Here is an 18,488-nt window from a genome sequence, read left to right on the forward strand (position 1 = left end):
CGAGCGACTATGTTCATTCACCCACAAATTGACCCTATCGCCTTATCCCTTGGCCCGTTAAAGGTGCATTGGTACGGCTTGATGTATGTGATTGGTTTCTTAGGTTTTCTGCTGATTGGAAAAATGCGTTCCCGTGAACCGGGAAGCGTGATGAATCCTGATCGGGTGGATGACATGATGTTCTGGGGAGCCATCGGCGTGGTGGCGGGCGGGCGCACTGGCTACATGCTGTTTTATAACCTCAAAGGGTTACTGGCTGATCCCTTGTCGTTTTTCCACGTTTGGGATGGCGGCATGAGTTTTCACGGCGGCTTGCTGGGGGTAATTCTGGCCATGTTTTTGCTGGCACGCCGTTGGAATCTGCGCTTTTTCGAGGTCAGTGATTTCGTCGCACCACTGGTTCCGATTGGCTTGTTTGCAGGACGCATTGGTAACTTTATTAACGCGGAACTGTGGGGCAGACAAACTGATGTGCCGTGGGGCGTGGTGTTCCCAAACGTAGACAATGTGCCGCGTCACCCTTCGCAGTTATATCAGGCATTTTTGGAAGGCTTGGTACTGTTCGTGTTATTGCATTTTTACCGCAAAGCGTCGCCGCCAGTGGGTGCTATTTCCGGGCTATTTTTAGTCGGTTACGGCATTGCACGTATTCTGGCGGAATTTGTACGTGAGCCGGATGCGCACATTGGTTATTTAGCGGGCGGCATTACCCAAGGACAGTTATTGAGCTTACCGATGGTGTTACTGGGGCTGTTTTTCATGTGGGGCGCGTATAAAAAGGCGAAAGCATGAAGCAATACCTTGATTTAATGCGTCATGTACGTGATCACGGGGTCAAAAAAACCGACCGCACCGGCACAGGAACGCTGTCGGTATTCGGGCATCAAATGCGCTTTGATTTAAGTCAGGGCTTTCCGGTGGTTACCACCAAAAAGTTGCACTTGCGCTCCATCATTCATGAGTTGCTGTGGTTTTTACAAGGCGACACCAATATCCGCTATTTGAAAGCCAATGGTGTGCGCATTTGGGATGAATGGGCGGATGAAAACGGTGATTTAGGCCCGGTTTATGGCTATCAATGGCGCAACTGGCCTACCCCGGATGGTCGTCACATTGACCAAATCAGCCAAGTGATTGCGCAATTACAGAATAATCCAGACTCGCGCCGGATTATTGTTAGCGCGTGGAATGTCGCCGATGTAGACAATATGGCATTGCCACCGTGCCATGCGTTTTTCCAGTTTTACGTGGCAGAAGGTAAACTGTCTTGCCAACTGTACCAGCGCAGTGCGGATATTTTCCTTGGTGTGCCGTTTAATATTGCCTCTTACGCTTTGCTGACGTTGATGATGGCGCAAGTGACGGGCTTAAAACCGGGTGAATTCGTGCATACCTTGGGCGATGCGCACTTGTACCTGAATCATTTGGAGCAGGTGGAGTTACAATTATCGCGTGAACCACACCCCTTACCACAGATGAAACTAAACCCGCAAATCACGGATTTATTTGCATTTACCTACGACGATTTTGAGCTAGTGGGGTACGAACATCACCCACATATCAAGGCCGATGTAGCAGTTTAACACTTAACCCTGACCGCGCAACCCTAATGGATCATCCGGGTTTACCCAATCCATAAACGGTTTGCGACGGTCATTGTTGGTGATTTGGTAAACTTTCCCAATCCAGTTGCTGTAGAATACTTTGGCCGTATCACGCCAAGTATTGTTAACCATGGTTAACAGCAGTTTTTCGGGAAAATCCGGCAATGGCTGCCCCAAACGTTTCGCCGCCATTAGCTCAAGACGGTATTCACTCAAAATTGCTTTAGCTTTAGGGCGTAAATAATTTTCGGGAAATGGCGGATAATCGTCGCGCACACCGCTAAACCAGCGTTGCGTTTCGCGCCGGTATTCTTTCAACAAACTGATTTGATCGTATTCGGGATGCCCCTGCATGAAAACCATCCGAAACAAATCAGGGCTTACCGCCAAATGCACCCCGCCCTCGGCACTTTCCGCTAACACCTGAACCCCAACAGATTCCAAGTCTGCCCGATCCACTTGATTAAAGCGTGAATGTGGTACATCAAAGCGCGTATTCAAATCATTAACCAACGGATGCGCCGGGGAAGTCACCACATGGTCATATACGCCCCAGCGTTTAAAACCCAAAGGACGACGACGAATTCCCCACAAATGCTGCACCAGCGCGTGACTGGCAAGACACGAACATAAGGTCGAAGTCACATTTTGCTGCGCCCAAGCCGCCACTTCACAAAGCCCATCCCAAAAAGGCTCATCCTCCAAACGTGCCTGCGAGGGATTCGCGCCGGTAATAATCAGCGCGTCCAGCCCCTGCTCCTGCAAATTCGCAAAGGTATCGTAATGCCGCGCAATGTGCGCCTGCGCTTTTTCACCACGGGGCAACGTATCCAGCGTAAACGGGTGGATATGAAATTGTGCAATGTGATTGGACGCGCCCACCAAACGGAAAAATTGCCGCTCGGTGGCTTCCATCGCCGCATCCGGCATCATATTGAGGAACCCAATATGCAACTCACGAATATCCTGATGAAAAGCATAATCTTCACTCAAGACCGTTTGACCTTCCTGACGCAGACGGTCAAACGTAGGCAAGGCAGAATGCGCGACCAATGGCATGGCTAATTACTTCCCGTGACGTTCAATGGCCATTTCGACCAAAGCGTTGAAATCGTTTTCATCGCGCACCTGCGCCGCCTCTTCCGAAGTCACGGTATAACCATAATCCCGTGCAATCGCTTCGTAACGTGGCAAGCGCGAATGGAATAAACGCGGGAAAATCCAGCGGGTAAAATCATCAGGAATCATTTCAGCCGCGTATTGCAAGCCCTGCTCTTCCAGATAAATCCCCAAATGTTCACGCAAGAAAGTTGGGCGGTAATACAGCGGCTTAGGATCACTGCGGGCGCGGTCAATCAGCTTTTGCTCTTCTTCTGGCGTGGTGACTTTAATGTATAAAATCAGGGTACTTTCCGCCAATAACTCAAATACTGACGGCTCTTCCAACTCACATAAACTACCGCCAGCATCATTCACAAAGTGTGAATAGCCGTAAATCAACTGCGCTTTGCGGATAAATTCCGGTACGTCACGCATCGCCGCAATTTCAGCCTGACGGTATTGCGCTTGGCGTTGGGTAAAGTCGTCGAGTGGCACGCCACCCAACTCTGGGTTGCCCAATTTTCCAACAAAAGACAATACCGGCCCCAAGTCATTGACGCGGATATTATTGCGAATGTAGATCCAGTCGTTGCGCAACAAATCGCGCAAAAATGGCACTTTCATCGCCTGCTCTTTAATCAGGTCGAGAATATCTTCATCCAGATAGCAAGTGCCAATACGGTAGTCACCAGAATAGTGAAACCAATTATGTCCACGTAACATACTGGAAATATGGGTTTTTCCAACACCGGACATTCCCAACAAGGTGACTTTTTTATGTTCCCATTGACGGTATTGTTCTTTATTTAGACGCACACTGATTCTCCGTGCAGGTGGTTAACTTCGGACGATACTTTACCACAACTCATTCAGCTTGCGATGGGCGAGATTAGGCTATATACCGTTCCTCGGAACATCTTTTGAGCAACAGATCGACGCTGTTAAACTGAAGCGGTGATTGTACTTGGCAGTTTTGCTGATGCTGTGTAGAATTGCCATTGATAGATTAATTTAATTAAAGTCATCACTAATTATTATAAATACGTCATGTTGGCTGCATGATGATGGAATGGGGCTGATACAATGAAAACAAGCAAGGTTTTACTCTGGATAGGGGTTTTATGGATGGTGGTTGCTGCGCAAGCAAGCTGGGCCGCATCCATCACCAACTGTACGCAAGTTATCCAGGCTTCACCGGACGACATCAACTCAACACCGAATAATCTCGGCGCGACACCAGCGGAAAATGATGAATCGTGCGTCACCATTACCTTGCAAGACGATAGTTACGACCTTGGCGATGCCCCAGACCCTAGTTATGCCACCTTGCTCAGCAGCAATGGCGCACGCCATATCCAAAAAGACAATACGCTCCACCTCGGTAGTTGCGTTGACAAAGACGAAGACGGTCAACCCAGCAGCGATGCCCTCGGTGATGACACAGGCAACGGTGCATCGGTCGTCGGTACGTGTGCCAACGGCGATGACGAAGATGGCGTAACGTTCACCGAACTCAAAGTCGGTGCACAAGATGTCACGATCAACGTTGCTGCCAATAAAGCCTGCCGCCTGAATGCGTGGGTCGACTGGAGCGGCAACGGCACATGGGGTGACGTAGGTGATCAAATAGCCACTGATCAACTGCTCGCTATCGGCAATAACACTCTCACTTTAGACGTGCCTGCCTCTGCACGTCCCGGTGCAACCTATGCGCGTTTCCGCTGTTCAACCGCAGGCGGTGATGGCGTAACCGGCGAAGCAGCCGACGGTGAAATTGAAGACTACCGTATTACGATTGCTGCCGCTGTTCCCAAGATAGACCTCAAAAAATACGTTCAAAATAAAGCGGGCGCACCGGCTTACGATAATGCCAATGAAAGTGCGACCTTGGGCGATGATGCACAAGAATTCGTGAGCGGCTTGATTCTGCCCTACGGTTCTGACGCGCTGTACCGCATTCGTGTGGAAAATACTGGCTCCACCAAACTGAATGAAGTGACGGTTGATGATCAAATCGAAGCTTGCGACCCTCTGACCAAAATTTACGACAGCAATGCCACCACACCTAACGGCACTATGAGCCAAGGTGAAGTCTGGGTGCTCGAATGTACCTTGCCTGCACTAAAGCAAGACATTGTTAATACCGCAAAAGTCCGTGGTATTCCTGTCAACGAAGACGACACACCTACCGGACAAAGCCCTGTAGACAGCCATGACCCAGCGAATGTACGCATTCCAATCAACCAACCGGCCATTAGCCTGAAAAAATACGTAGTCGCAGGCGGCACAGATAACGATGCGCAAGACGCAGGCAAAGCCGTGATGATTAACGCGGGGGCTACGGTCAATTACAAGTTTGTCATTACCAACATTGGTAACACGGTACTAGGCAACATTGACTTAGAAGAGCAATTGGAAGACTGCGTAGTTGGTGCTGTTTCCGGCGACACTGGCAATGACGCACGCATGGCGGTGGGCGAAGCTTGGACTTACACCTGTAGTAAAGCCAACGTGCGCGTGGATACTCAAAACTACGCCACTGTCATCGGCACACCAGTCAATCCTGATGGCACACCAACCGGTCAATCCCCAGTAAACGATGGTGATCCGGCGAATGTACGCATTACCTTAGGCCAACCAGCGATTGAACTGAAAAAGTACGTGCGTCCAGTAGGCGCGGCGGCAGGTGCGGCAACCGAGAAAGACGCAGAAGACATGAGCGCGGCCTTGGTGGTTGACCATAACGCCAGCGTCACTTACCGCATGGTGGTGCGCAACATCGGCAACACCCCGTTAACCAACGTGGTACTCACTGAGCACATGGACGGCTGCGCAGTAGCCCAAACCGTCGGTGCTGGCGATACCCTGCTTGACCCTAATGAGTTCTGGGAATACGAATGTACAAAGGCCAACATGATTGTGGCGATGGAAAACGTTGCCGACGTAGAAGCCAAACCTGCTAACCCGGATGGCACGCCGACTACCCAATCGCCAGTACGTGACCTTGACCCGGCGAATGTGAAATTGCGTGAAGGTGCACCGGCCATCAGCCTGAAAAAGTACGTAGTTGCTAATGGCACGGATAACGATGCCCAAGATGCGGCAGCGGCGGTGATGATTGATGCTGGGGCAACCGTTAACTACAAACTGGTAGTGACCAACACCGGTAATACCGCATTAGGCACAGTTGACGTACAGGACAACCTCACCGGCTGTAACCTCAGCACCGTCGCAGGCGATTCCGGCAACGACAGCATCATGAGTGTGGGTGAAGTCTGGACTTACACCTGTAGCGTCGCAAACATGCGGGTGGATACCCTCAACTTGGCGACGGTTACCGCTAAACCGGTCAATGCCGACGGCACACCAACCAACCAATCACCCGTGTCTTCCGAAGACCCTGCGAATGTGCGTGTCCTTGTGGAACGCCCGGCGATTAGCCTGAAGAAATACGTGCGGGTTGACGGCACACCGGAAAACACCGAAGTCGATGCTCAAGACATGGGTGCTGCCCTGATGGTGAGCCACGGCGATAAAGTGACTTACCGCATGGTTGTTACCAATACTGGCAATAGTTTGTTGGCGGATGTCGTGCTGGATGACCAACTGGAAGGTTGTACCAATCCGGTACGCACCGACACCAGCAATGCGGATGCGTTCCTGTCGCCGAATGAAGCCTGGGTTTACCAATGTACCGGTGTGGTCACGAAAGTGGATACCTACAACCTAGCTACCGTTACTGCGAAACCGGCGAATGCTGACGGTACACCGACCACACAAAGTCCGGTGTCTGACGAAGACCCAGCGAATGTACGCATTACCTTAGGCCAGCCTGCGATTGAACTGAAAAAGTATGTGCGTCCGGTAGCAGCAGCGGCTGGCTCTGCACAAGAGCTGGATGCAGAAGACATGAGCGCGGCCTTGGTGGTCGACCATAAAGCCAGCGTCACTTACCGCATGGTGGTGCGCAACGTCGGCAATACCCCGCTGACCAGCGTGGTACTCACTGAGCATATGGACGGCTGCGCTGTCACCAAAACGGTTGGCGTGGGCGACACCCTGCTTGACCCGGCGGAGTTCTGGGAATACGAATGTACTAAAGCCAACATGATTGTGGCGATGGAAAACATTGCCGACGTGGAAGCCAAACCCGCTAACCCGGATGGCACGCCTACCACGCAATCGCCAGTACGTGACCTTGACCCGGCGAATGTGAAATTGCGTGAAGGTGCGCCTACCATCAGCCTGAAAAAGTACGTAGTTGCTAATGGCACGGATAACGATGCCCAAGACGCTGCCGCTGCGGTGATGATTGATGCGGGTGCAACCGTTAACTACAAACTGGTAGTGACCAACACCGGTAATACCGCATTAGGCACAGTTGACGTACAGGACAACCTCACCGGCTGCAACCTCAGCACCGTCGTAGGCGATACCGGCAACGACAGCATCATGAGTGTGGGTGAAGTCTGGACTTACACTTGTAGCGTCGCGAATATGCGGGTGGATACCCTCAACTTGGCAACGGTTACTGCTAAACCCGTCAATGCTGATGGCACACCAACCAACCAATCACCCGTGTCTTCCGAAGACCCGGCGAATGTGCGTGTCCGTGTGGAACGCCCGGCGATTAGCCTGAAGAAATACGTGCGGGTTGACGGCACACCGGAAAACACCGAAGTCGATGCCCAAGACATGGGTGCTGCTCTGATGGTGAGCCACGGCGATAAAGTGACTTACCGCATGGTTGTTACCAATACAGGCAACAGTTTGTTGGCTGATGTCATGCTAGATGACCAACTGGAAGGTTGCACCAATCCAGTACGCACCGACACCAGCACTGCGGATGCGTTCCTGTCGCCAAATGAAGCCTGGGTTTACCAATGTAGCGGTGTGGTCACGAAAGTGGATACCTACAACTTGGCTACCGTTACTGCGAAACCGGCAAATGCTGACGGTACACCGACCACACAAAGTCCGGTGTCTGACGAAGATCCTGCGAATGTACGCATCCGTATTAACCAACCTGCCATTAGCCTGAAGAAATACGTGGTAGCAGGCGGCGTGGATAACGATGCGCAAGACGCAGGCAAAGCTGTAATGATTAACGCGGGGGCTACAGTCAATTACAAACTGGTAGCCACCAATATTGGTAATACCGCACTGGGCAGCGTGGTGTTAGATGAGCAATTATCAGATTGTGCCATTAGTGCGCCACAAGGTGACACTGGCAACGACGCACGCATGGCGGTAGGTGAAGTGTGGACTTACACTTGTAGCAAAGCCAATGTACGTGAAGATACCCACAACTACGCCACTGTTGTTGCAACACCTGTCAATGCCGACGGCACACCAACTGGTCAATCCCCGGTAAACGATGGTGATCCGGCTAATGTACGCATTACCTTAGGCCAACCGGCGATTGAACTGAAAAAGTACGTGCGTCCAGTAGGCGCGGCAGCAGGTGCGGCAACCGAGAAAGACGCAGAAGACATGAGCGCAGCGTTGGTAGTCGACCATAACGCCAGTGTCACCTACCGCATGGTTGTACGCAACATCGGCAACACCCCGTTAACCAATGTGGTACTCACTGAGCACATGGACGGCTGTGCAGTAGCCAAAACTGTCGGTGCAGGCGATACCCTGCTTGACCCTAACGAGTTCTGGGAATACGAATGTACGAAGGCTAACATGATTGTGGCGATGGAAAACATTGCCGACGTGGAAGCCAAACCCGCTAACCCGGATGGCACACCGACTACCCAATCGCCAGTACGTGACCTTGACCCGGCGAATGTGAAATTGCGTGAAGGCGCACCGGCTATCAGCCTGAAAAAGTACGTGGTTGCTAATGGCACGGATAACGATGCTCAAGATGCGGCAGCGGCGGTGATGATTGATGCGGGTGCAACCGTTAACTACAAACTGGTAGTGACCAACACCGGCAATACCGCATTAGGCACAGTTGACGTACAAGACAATCTCACCGGCTGTAACCTCAGCACCGTCGCAGGCGATACCGGCAGCGACAGCATCATGAGTGTGGGTGAAGTCTGGACTTACACTTGTAGCGTCGCGGATGTGCGGGTGGATACGCTCAACTTGGCGACTGTTACCGCTAAACCGGTGAACGCCGATGGCACGCCCACCAATCAATCGCAAGTGTCTTCTGAAGACCCCGCGAATGTACGCATTCCATTGGGTCAACCTGCGATTGAACTGAAAAAGTACGTACAAAATGCGGCTACTGCACCTGCATTCAATGCTGCAACTCCGCTGGTGGGCTTAGGCCAAGAAGCGCAAGACATGAGCACTGCGGTGGTACTGCCACACGGCGCGACGGCTATATACCGCATGGTCGTAACCAATATCGGCAATACGCCGCTGGCACAAGTGCAGTTGACTGAGCATCTGGAAGGCTGTGCAGTAAACCGCGTTTACAACGGTGACGCTGATGCGAAGGATTTACTCAAATCGGGTGAATTCTGGATTTATCAATGCACCAAAGCCAACATTACGCTGGATATGCAAAACGTCGCTTCAGTAGAAGCCAAACCCGCTAATCCAGACGGTTCTTTGACCACGCAATCGCCAGTTGACGACGAAGATCCCGCAAACGTGCGCATCGGTCAAAATCTGCCTGCGATTGAACTGATCAAGTACGTGCGTAAAGCGGGCGACCCTGCACCGGGCAATGACGCGCAAGACAACTTACACGCACTGCCTGTCAAGCACGGCGATAACGTTACTTACCGTATTGAAGTGCGCAACACCGGTTCAACCGCGTTGGCAAGTGTTAAAGTCGACGACCATCTGCCAGACTGCAACTTGCCAAGCAAGCCAGTCTCTGGCGATGCAGGCACGACCGATCTGTTAGAAACAGGTGAAGTCTGGGTCTATGAGTGCAACCAGAATAACGTCACTACTGACGTTTACAATCTGGCTACTGTGACTGCGGTTCCGGCTCACCCCAATGGCACACCAACCGGTCAAAGCCCAGTCAACGACGAAGACCCGGCAAACGTGAGCATTCCACTGGCGCAACCTGCGATTGCCCTGCAAAAGTATGTACGTTTGGAAGGCACGCCAGCACCGGGTTCCGATGCACAAGATGCGCTCCATGCCCTGTTGGTCAACCACAATAGCAACGTGATTTACCGCATTGTGGTACGTAATACGGGTAACACCGCGTTGGCAAACGTTGACGTGGAAGACTCCCTCGAAGGCTGTGACTTGCCAACTAACCCTGTGGGTGACGACGGCGACAAACTGTTAGAAACGGGTGAACTGTGGTCATACGAATGTACCCAAACCGGTGTCACCACCGATGTGTACAACCTCGCCACCGTAGTTGCACAACCGGCTCATGACAACGGCACGCCGACCACTCAAAGCCCAGTTATGGCACAGGATGCTGCGAATGTACGCATTCCATCCAAACAACCCGCGCTGGAACTGAAAAAGTACGTGCGTTTGGATGGCACAGCGGCTCCGGGTATTGACGCGCAAGACAATCTCAACGCCTTGCTGGTCAAACACGGCGACACTGTGACTTACCGCATTACCGTGCGTAACACCGGCAGCACCGCATTGAGCAACGTCAAGGTTGATGATCACTTGCGTGATTGCACCCTGCCTGATTCCCCGCAATCCGGTGATAACGGCAATGACTTGCTGGATGTTGGCGAACTGTGGGTTTACGAATGCAGTCAAGCCGACGTAACTCAAGATGTTTACAACTTGGCTACCGTGGTTGCAACGCCAGCCAATGCGGATGGCTCACCTACCGGACAATCTCCGATTACGGATGAAGACCCGGCTAACGTGCGCATCCCACTGGCACAACCGGCAATTGAACTCAAAAAATACGTGCGTGTTGCCGGTACAGCCGTTGGCACAGAACTGGATGCTCAAGATGCCAGTGCTGCATTGATGGTTGAACACAATACCAACGTCACCTACCGCATTACCGTGCGTAACCTAGGTAACGCGCTGCTTGGTGATGTAAAAGTTGATGATCACCTTGAAAACTGCGCCTTAGCACCGGTAGATCTGGGCGATTTGGATGCAGCTAACACCTTAAAACAAGGTGAAACTTGGATCTTTGAATGCACCCAAACTGGCGTAAAAGTCGACACCTACAACTTGGCAACCGTGGAAGCTGTACCGCTACACGATGATGGCACACCAACCAACCAAAGCCCGGTTGATGATGAAGACCCCGCGAATGTACGGATTCGCAAAGAACTGCCAGCGATCAGCCTGAAAAAGTACGTGCGTCCACAAGGTGCAGTCACGCCGGGTAACGATGCACAAGATGCCTTACACGCGGAAACTGTCGCTTACGGCAGCAACGTGACCTATCGCATTGAAGTACGCAATATCGGCAAGACTCCATTGATTAACGTCAAGGTCGACGATCATCTGGAAGCTTGTAACCTGCCTGCCAATCCGCAATCCGGTGATACCGGCAACGATGGCAAGCTGGATTTGACTGAAGTTTGGGTTTACGAATGTGACCAAACCAACGTCACCACCGACGTTTACAACTTGGCAACCGTGGAAGCAGTTCCGGCAAATGCGGATGGCACACCGACCAACCAATCGCCAGTGGATGACGAAGATCCGGCAAACGTTCATGTTCAGGTAACTGGCCCAGCCATTACCCTGAAAAAGCACGTGCAACCGGCAGCCAACGCACCTGCTTACGATGCCAACAACAGCACGACACTGGGTCTGGACGCACAAGACACCCTGCACGCGCAAATGCTGGAATTCGGCGATACCGCCCTATTCCGCACGGTGGTAAAAAATACTGGCACAACATGGCTGGATAGCGTGAAAGTCGAAGACCATCTCGACACTTGCAACCCGTTCACCCGCATTCATAGCAGCGTCAATAACGACGAAGTGATGTCACCGGGCGAATTCTGGGTATACGAATGCAGTGTGCCGAATGTCACCGAAAACTTGGCTAACTTGGCAAGTGTGGAAGCACGCCCGGTTCAGGAAGACGGTAAGCCAACCGGTCAAAGCCCGGTCGATGCGAAAGACATGGCCAACGTAATGATTCCGGTCAAGCAGCCTGCGATTGCCATGAAGAAATACGTGCGCAAAGTCGGCGATGCCGCACCGGGTAACGATGCGCAAGACAACTTAAACGCGCTGACCGTTGCACACGGTGAAAACGTCATTTACCACATTGAAGTGCGCAATATCGGGGATACCGTATTGGGTTACGTCAAAGTGGATGACTACCTGAAAGATTGCGCCTTGAATCCGCTGAGTTTGGCAGACGGCGATAACCTGCTGGGCATTAACGAAGCATGGACGTATGAATGTACCCAAGCCAACGTTACCCAAGACGTGTACAACCTCGCAGCGGTTGAAGCGACTCCGGTATTTGCGAACGGCACACCAACCGGTCAAAGCCCGGTCGATGCCAAAGATCCGGCGAATGTACGCATTCCATTGGACGGCCCTAGCATTACTGTGAAAAAGTACGTGCAAGCGGCGGCTGGTGCTCCGACTTATGTTTCCGGCGATGTCGCTACCTTGGGTAAAGATGCGCAAGATGCAACGACGGCAGCTTACGTGCAGTACGATAGCGACGCGCTCTACCGCATTGTGGTGAAAAACACCGGTACAACCTGGTTAGATCAAGTTGCGGTTGACGACAGCATTGAGAATTGCGCAGTGACTCGCATTGATCGCGGTGATAACGATGTTAACGACACCCTGAAGCCGGATGAGTCATGGGTGTACGAATGTCAGTTAGCCAAGGTCAACGAAGATATTCGTAACCTCGCTACCGCCAGTGCACGGCCTATTCATGCCGATTTGGCTCCGACGGGTCAAAGCCCTGTCAGCAGTTCCGATCCGGCACACGTGACTACGGAACTTGCGCCGAAAATTGCCCTGAAAAAGTACGTGCAAGCGGCGGATGGTGCTTTGGTTTACAACGCACTGGACGATGCAACCTTGGGCTTTGACGCACAAGATGCCAGTGCTGCGACATTCATTACTAAAGACAAATCAGCCTTGTACCGCATTACTGTGACTAACACCGGTAATACTTGGTTGGATCAAGTGGTCGTGGATGATCAGTTAACCAACTGCGCCATCAGCAACATTGACCAAGGCGACAATGATGCGGCTAAAACCTTGAAACCGGGCGAACGTTGGGTTTACCAATGCACACTGGCGAACATCAAGGAAAACATCCGCAACACTGCGACAGTGGAAGCACGTCCGATTAACCCGAATGGTACGCCGACCAATCAATCGCCAGTGGATGACAGTGATGTTGCGCACGTTACGACTGAACTTGCACCAAAAATCGCTTTGAAAAAGTACGTGCAAGCGGCAACAGGCGCGGTAGCTTACAGCGCAGCAGACGATGCGAGCTTAGGTGTTGACGCACAAGATGCGACTACCGCAACGTTTATCACTAAGGATGCTTCAGCACTGTACCGCATTACCGTGATCAATACCGGCAACACTTGGCTGGATCAAGTGGTCGTGGATGATCAATTAGCCAACTGCGATTTGGGCACTGCCCCGATTGACCAAGGCGACAATGATGCGGCTAAAACCCTGAAACCGGGCGAACGTTGGGTTTACCAATGCACATTGGCGAACATCAAGGAAAACATCCGTAACACTGCGACAGTGGAAGCACGTCCGATTAACCCGGATGGCACGCCGACCAATCAATCGCCCGTGGATGACAGCGATGTGGCCCACGTCACGACTGAACTTGCACCGAAAATTGCTTTGAAGAAATACGTGCAAGCAGCCGATGGGGCGATGGCTTACGATCCAGCCAACAATGCAAGCTTGGGTGTTGACGCACAAGACGCAACTTCTGCGGCCTTTATCGTCAAAGACAAGTCAGCGTTGTATCGCATTGCGGTCACTAACACCGGCAACACTTGGTTGGATCAAGTGGTCGTGGATGATCAGTTAGCCAACTGCGATTTGGGCACTGCCCCGATTGACCAAGGCGACAATGATGCGGCTAAAACCTTGAAACCGGGCGAACGTTGGGTTTACCAATGCACGCTGGCGAATATCAAGGAAAACATCCGCAATACCGCCACGGTGGAAGCACGTCCGATTAACCCGGATGGCACGCCAACCAACCAATCGCCCGTGGATGACAGCGATGTGGCCCACGTCACGACTGAACTTGCACCGAAAATTGCTTTGAAGAAGTACGTGCAAGCCGCTGATGGTGCGGTGGATTACGACCCGGCAAACATTGCAAGCTTGGGTGTTGACGCACAAGACGCAACTTCTGCGGCCTTTATCGTCAAAGACAAGTCAGCGTTGTATCGCATTGCGATCACTAACACCGGTAACACGTGGTTGGATCAAGTGGTGGTAGATGATCAGTTAGCCAACTGCGATTTGGGCACTGCCCCGATTGACCAAGGCGACGATGATGCGGCTAAAACCTTGAAACCGGGCGAACGTTGGGTTTACCAATGCACGCTGGCGAATATCAAGGAAAACATCCGTAACACTGCGACAGTGGAAGCACGTCCGATTAACCCGGATGGTACGCCGACCAATCAATCGCCCGTGGATGACAGCGATGTTGCCCACATCACGACTGAACTTGCGCCGAAAATTGCTCTGAAAAAGTACGTGCAACCACTGGAGGGTGCGCCAGAGTTTGATAAAAACGATGCCACCACCTTGGGCTACGATGCACAAGACGTAACATCTGCGGTTCATGTTCCGTATGACAAAGCCGCCTTGTATCGCATTGTTGTTACCAATAAAGGCAACACTTGGTTGGATACAGTCACTGTTGATGATCAACTCGACAACTGCGTACTGGCTTCAATCGACGATGGTAACGGTAATAACACGCTGCAACCGGAAGAAAGCTGGGTGTACGAATGTACCCTCGCCAAGGTCAACGAAGACATTCGTAACACTGCGACCGTGCAAGCACGTCCAGTCAACCCGGATGGCACACCAACCAACCAGTCTCCGGTTGATGCCAGCGATGTTGCACACGTTACCACCGAGTTGCGCCCTAGCATCCTGTTGAAGAAATACGCACAAGCGGCTGATAAAGCGAAAGATTACGCCCCTGCCGACGACAGCACTTTAGGACTGGATGCACAAGATGAAACCAGTGCAGCTTACGTCATGTATGACGCACCCGCGCGGTATTACATCACTGTCACCAATACCGGTAACACTTGGCTGAAAGAAATTGTGGTGGATGACAAGCTGGCGGGTTGCAACGTTGAAGTTAAGGATGACGCTGACGGTGACGCATTCCTCGCGCCGGAAGAACGCTGGGTTTACACCTGTCAACTTGCCAAGGCCACTCAGCCGATCAGCAATCTGGCAACCGTCAGTGCGAAACCGATTAACCCGGACGGCACGCCGACCAACCAATCGCCTGTCACCAGCGAAGACGTTGCTCACATCCGTACCCACAAAGGGCACAGTTTGGGTAACTACCTGTGGATTGACGACGGTAACGGCATTGCGCTTAACCGCGACAATGGCAAAGTCGATAAAGGTGAAAAACCTGTCGATGACGGTGTAGTACTGGAACTCAACGATGCCAGTGGCAAACCCATTAACCTCGGCGGCGGTGAGTTGACCACTACCACGTCCGGCGGTTACTACCTGTTCAGCGCGGTTCCACCGGGTGAATACCAAGTGTGCGTAGCGGCAAGTAACTTTGCTACCGGCGGTCTGTTAGCTGGCTATCTGGTAAGCACTGTTAACGAAGGCGACCCGAATGCGGATCAAGACCAGAACAACAACGGTCTGGCTCCGGCGGATGCCAACGGTAAGGTATGCAGCGGTATCATTACCCTAGACGACAGCGAACCAACCAAAGAATACCCAACAGCCAGTGGGCAAGCGGGTAACGATGCGGCAGGTTCAACCGATAACGCCAGCAACCTGAGCATAGACTTCGCGTTCGTGCCGCAGGAAGTCGGTGTGGGCAACCGCTTGTGGATTGATGAAGGTGTTTCACCAACATCTACCAACAACGGTGTTTACGACGACGGCGAACCACCGCTGGCGAGTGTCATGGTTGAAGTCTATCGCCAAGGCGATGACCCAGACGTAGACATGGCCGTAGGTGTTACTGAAACCGACCGTTTTGGTTGCTACAGCTTCGAGCATCTGCGCCCCGGTAACTACTTCGTGCACGTGCCTTATTATCAGGTGGTGCTGGATAGCGGCTTGGAGCTGAAACCGCTGTACGCTTACCTGAGCAGTAAAGGCAACGATGCTGACGCAGGTATCGACGACACCCAAGGTGAAAACGGGATTGACGAGTTGGCGACACTGGCACTGTCCGGTATCAAAACCTCAGCCTTTACCCTGATGCCGGGTCAAGAAGCAACAGGTGAACGCGCGTGCGGCAAAACCACACCAGCAAGCTTGGCAGACAATAGCTACGACGGCACGCAGGACATCGGTGTATTGCGTTACATGCAATTGGGTAACTACGTCTGGTTTGACCGCAATGCCAACGGGATGCAGGATGCGGCAGAAGTCGGGATTGAAAATGCTACGGCTGAACTGTTCCTCGCGGATGGTACAACGCAGGCATTGGACATCCACGGTAATCCAGTAGCCCCTGTCAAAACGGATGCAACGGGTAAATACCTGTTCACCGCGCTGGCTCCGGGCGACTACGTGGTACGGGTAACACCACCTCAAGGTGATTATCTGCCGACACCTCGTGCTGTACTTGACCCGAACAACGATGAGAACCGTGATTCCAATGCACTCCCTGTGACTGGAAGCAATTACGTGCAATCCGGCGTGGTCAAGCTGGCTTACGATGCTGAACCCATGCACGACGGTGATCTGGAAAATCCGAACTCCAACCTCACAGTCGACTTCGGTTTCTACATCCCGGTTGCTGTCGGTGATCGCGTGTGGCTGGATCGTAACGGCAACGGGCAACAAGACCCTGAAGACCTGAGCATCGGCGGTGCTATTGTTAACCTGTACGCGGCTGACGGTGTAACACCTGTGAAGGACGCTTACGACAGACCAGTAGCAGCACAAACCACCACGGATAGCGGTCGTTATTACTTCGAGTATCTGTTGGAAGGCGAGTACTTGCTCAAAGTCAAAGCCCCGTCTGAGGTTTACCTACCGACGAAGGGTGGCATTGATGCGGATGACGATGGCAGCGACACCGACTCCAACGCACTGCCATTAGTGGAAGGTGTCAGCAGCAGTCTGCCATTTACCCTGACAGCACGGACTGAACCGACTGCTGACAACGAAGTGGCAAATGTACGCGACAGCAGCAGTAACCGTTCCGTTGACTTCGGCTTCATCCGTCCACTGGCAGTGGGTGACTTCATCTGGAGTGACACCAACGCCAACGGTATCCAAGACGATGCGGAAAAAGGCATGGTCGGTAGCCGTGTCAACCTGTTGACCTCAGCAGGCAATCCGGTCACTAACCTCAAGGGCGAAACTGTTGCTGAAATCGTGGTGGATGAAACCGGGATTTACCGCTTTGAAATGCTCATGGAAGGCCAATATGTGGTGCGCGTTAACCCGCCAGCCGATTACATTGCCAGCAAGCCAGAAGCGGTAACGGACATCACTAAGGACAGTAACTGCGAAGCAACGGATACGGTCGGCCTGTTCCAAAGCAAGGTGCGTGAGCTGCGCTTCAATGCCCAGCCGGAAACCAGTGTAGACGGTGACAATAGTGACCGTGATATGACGCTGGATTGCGGTTTCTTCGCACCGGTTGCGGTCGGTGACTTGATCTGGGAAGACAGCAACGGCGATGGCCTGCAAACCGCTGGCGAACCGGGTATCTTGGGCGCGAAAGTGGCATTGTTGACCAGCGATGGCTTGCAAGCCGTCGATATTAAAGGCAATGCAGTCGATCCGTTCACCACGTTGGCGGATGGTAAATACCACTTCGATGACCTGTTACCGGGCGACTATAGCGTGCAGGTAACACCACCGGATGGCTACCACCTCATCAAAGGCGGAGCTGACCCGGACGAAGATCCATCCAACGCGGATAGCAATTGCACGGCAACCGAAGGCAAGTTCCAAACTAAAGTCTTCAGCTTGTTGGGCGGCACTGAGCCAGCTACCGAAGCCGATGGTGACGACCACCACCACAATAGCACCGTGGATTGCGGCTTTACGCGCTCCACTGCTATCGGTGGCCCAGCCTGGGTTGACCTGAACGCGGATGGTCTGCAAGCAGAAGGTGAACCGAGCTTGCCGGGGTTAGAAGTCAAACTGACGGATTGCGCGAATAATACCGTTGCCAATATCTACGGTGAAATCGTACCGCCGATGGTTACTGACGCGAACGGTTTGTATCGCTTCGACCACCTGAAGGCTGGCGACTACTGTGTAATTGTCAAAAATCCGGCAGCATATCGCCCTACCCTTGCGGTTGAAAATCCGAACGGGCAAACCGATAGCACAGCCAATATTGACAGCAACGGCGCGATTCAACTTGATGGTTACGTCAGCAGTAACACCGTCAACCTGAGCTGGAACGAAGAACCCGTCAATGACGGCGACAACGACCCCAGCACTAACTTGACGATTGGCTTCGGCTTCATCCCGATGCTGGCGATCCCAACCGTGAGCGAGTGGGGGCTGATCCTGATGAGCCTGATGCTGATGTTGGCTGGGGTTTACTGGCAACGCCGCAGAAACTGATAGTAGAAAGCGAGGAAGGCATGGCTAACACCTGCCTTCCTCTATTTTTAAGCGAGGGTAACTATTCTGATGAAA

At 52.4% G+C, this 18,488-nt stretch carries 5 protein-coding genes; 3 read left to right on the forward strand and 2 right to left on the reverse strand.

The genetic code is table 11. The annotated features are described in order from the left end of the window. The first annotated feature begins 9 nt into the window (after positions 1–9). Positions 10–792 (forward strand): prolipoprotein diacylglyceryl transferase, encoded by a 783-nt coding sequence (gene lgt / locus J9260_RS09020; RefSeq protein WP_210220666.1) that lies wholly within the window; start codon positions 10–12, stop codon positions 790–792. After that, positions 789–1,583, forward strand: a complete 795-nt coding sequence (locus tag J9260_RS09025) for a thymidylate synthase (RefSeq protein ID WP_210220667.1) — start codon at positions 789–791, stop codon at positions 1,581–1,583. The genes lgt and J9260_RS09025 overlap by 4 nt, the downstream gene beginning before the upstream one ends. Before the next feature lie 3 nt (positions 1,584–1,586). On the opposite strand, the gene metA is transcribed toward J9260_RS09025, so the two are convergent. Together metA and J9260_RS09035 are read right to left on the reverse strand one after the other, a co-directional pair. Continuing rightward, on the reverse strand, positions 1,587–2,663 hold the full coding sequence (metA, locus tag J9260_RS09030; protein WP_210220668.1) for a homoserine O-succinyltransferase MetA: 1,077 nt from the start codon (positions 2,661–2,663) through the stop codon (positions 1,587–1,589). Between the two features lie 6 nt (positions 2,664–2,669). Further along, positions 2,670–3,521, reverse strand: coding sequence for an ATPase (locus J9260_RS09035; protein ID WP_210220669.1), 852 nt, complete (start codon positions 3,519–3,521; stop codon positions 2,670–2,672). Between the two features lie 267 nt (positions 3,522–3,788). Between J9260_RS09035 and J9260_RS09040 the strand changes: the two genes are divergently transcribed. Beyond that, a complete protein-coding gene (locus tag J9260_RS09040; RefSeq protein ID WP_210220670.1) occupies positions 3,789–18,413 on the forward strand; it encodes an IPTL-CTERM sorting domain-containing protein in 14,625 nt (4,874 codons plus the stop codon). Positions 18,414–18,488: the final 75 nt, after the last annotated feature.

Source organism: Thiothrix unzii (assembly GCF_017901175.1).
GTDB classification, from domain to species: domain Bacteria; phylum Pseudomonadota; class Gammaproteobacteria; order Thiotrichales; family Thiotrichaceae; genus Thiothrix; species Thiothrix unzii.

Coding starts and splice junctions, on each gene's coding strand:
- J9260_RS09025 (WP_210220667.1), top strand. CDS start 789: ATGAAGCAATACCTTGATTTAATGCGTCATGTACGTGATCACGGGGTC.
- J9260_RS09040 (WP_210220670.1), top strand. CDS start 3,789: ATGAAAACAAGCAAGGTTTTACTCTGGATAGGGGTTTTATGGATGGTG.
- lgt (WP_210220666.1), top strand. CDS start 10: ATGTTCATTCACCCACAAATTGACCCTATCGCCTTATCCCTTGGCCCG.
- metA (WP_210220668.1), bottom strand. CDS start 2,663: ATGCCATTGGTCGCGCATTCTGCCTTGCCTACGTTTGACCGTCTGCGT.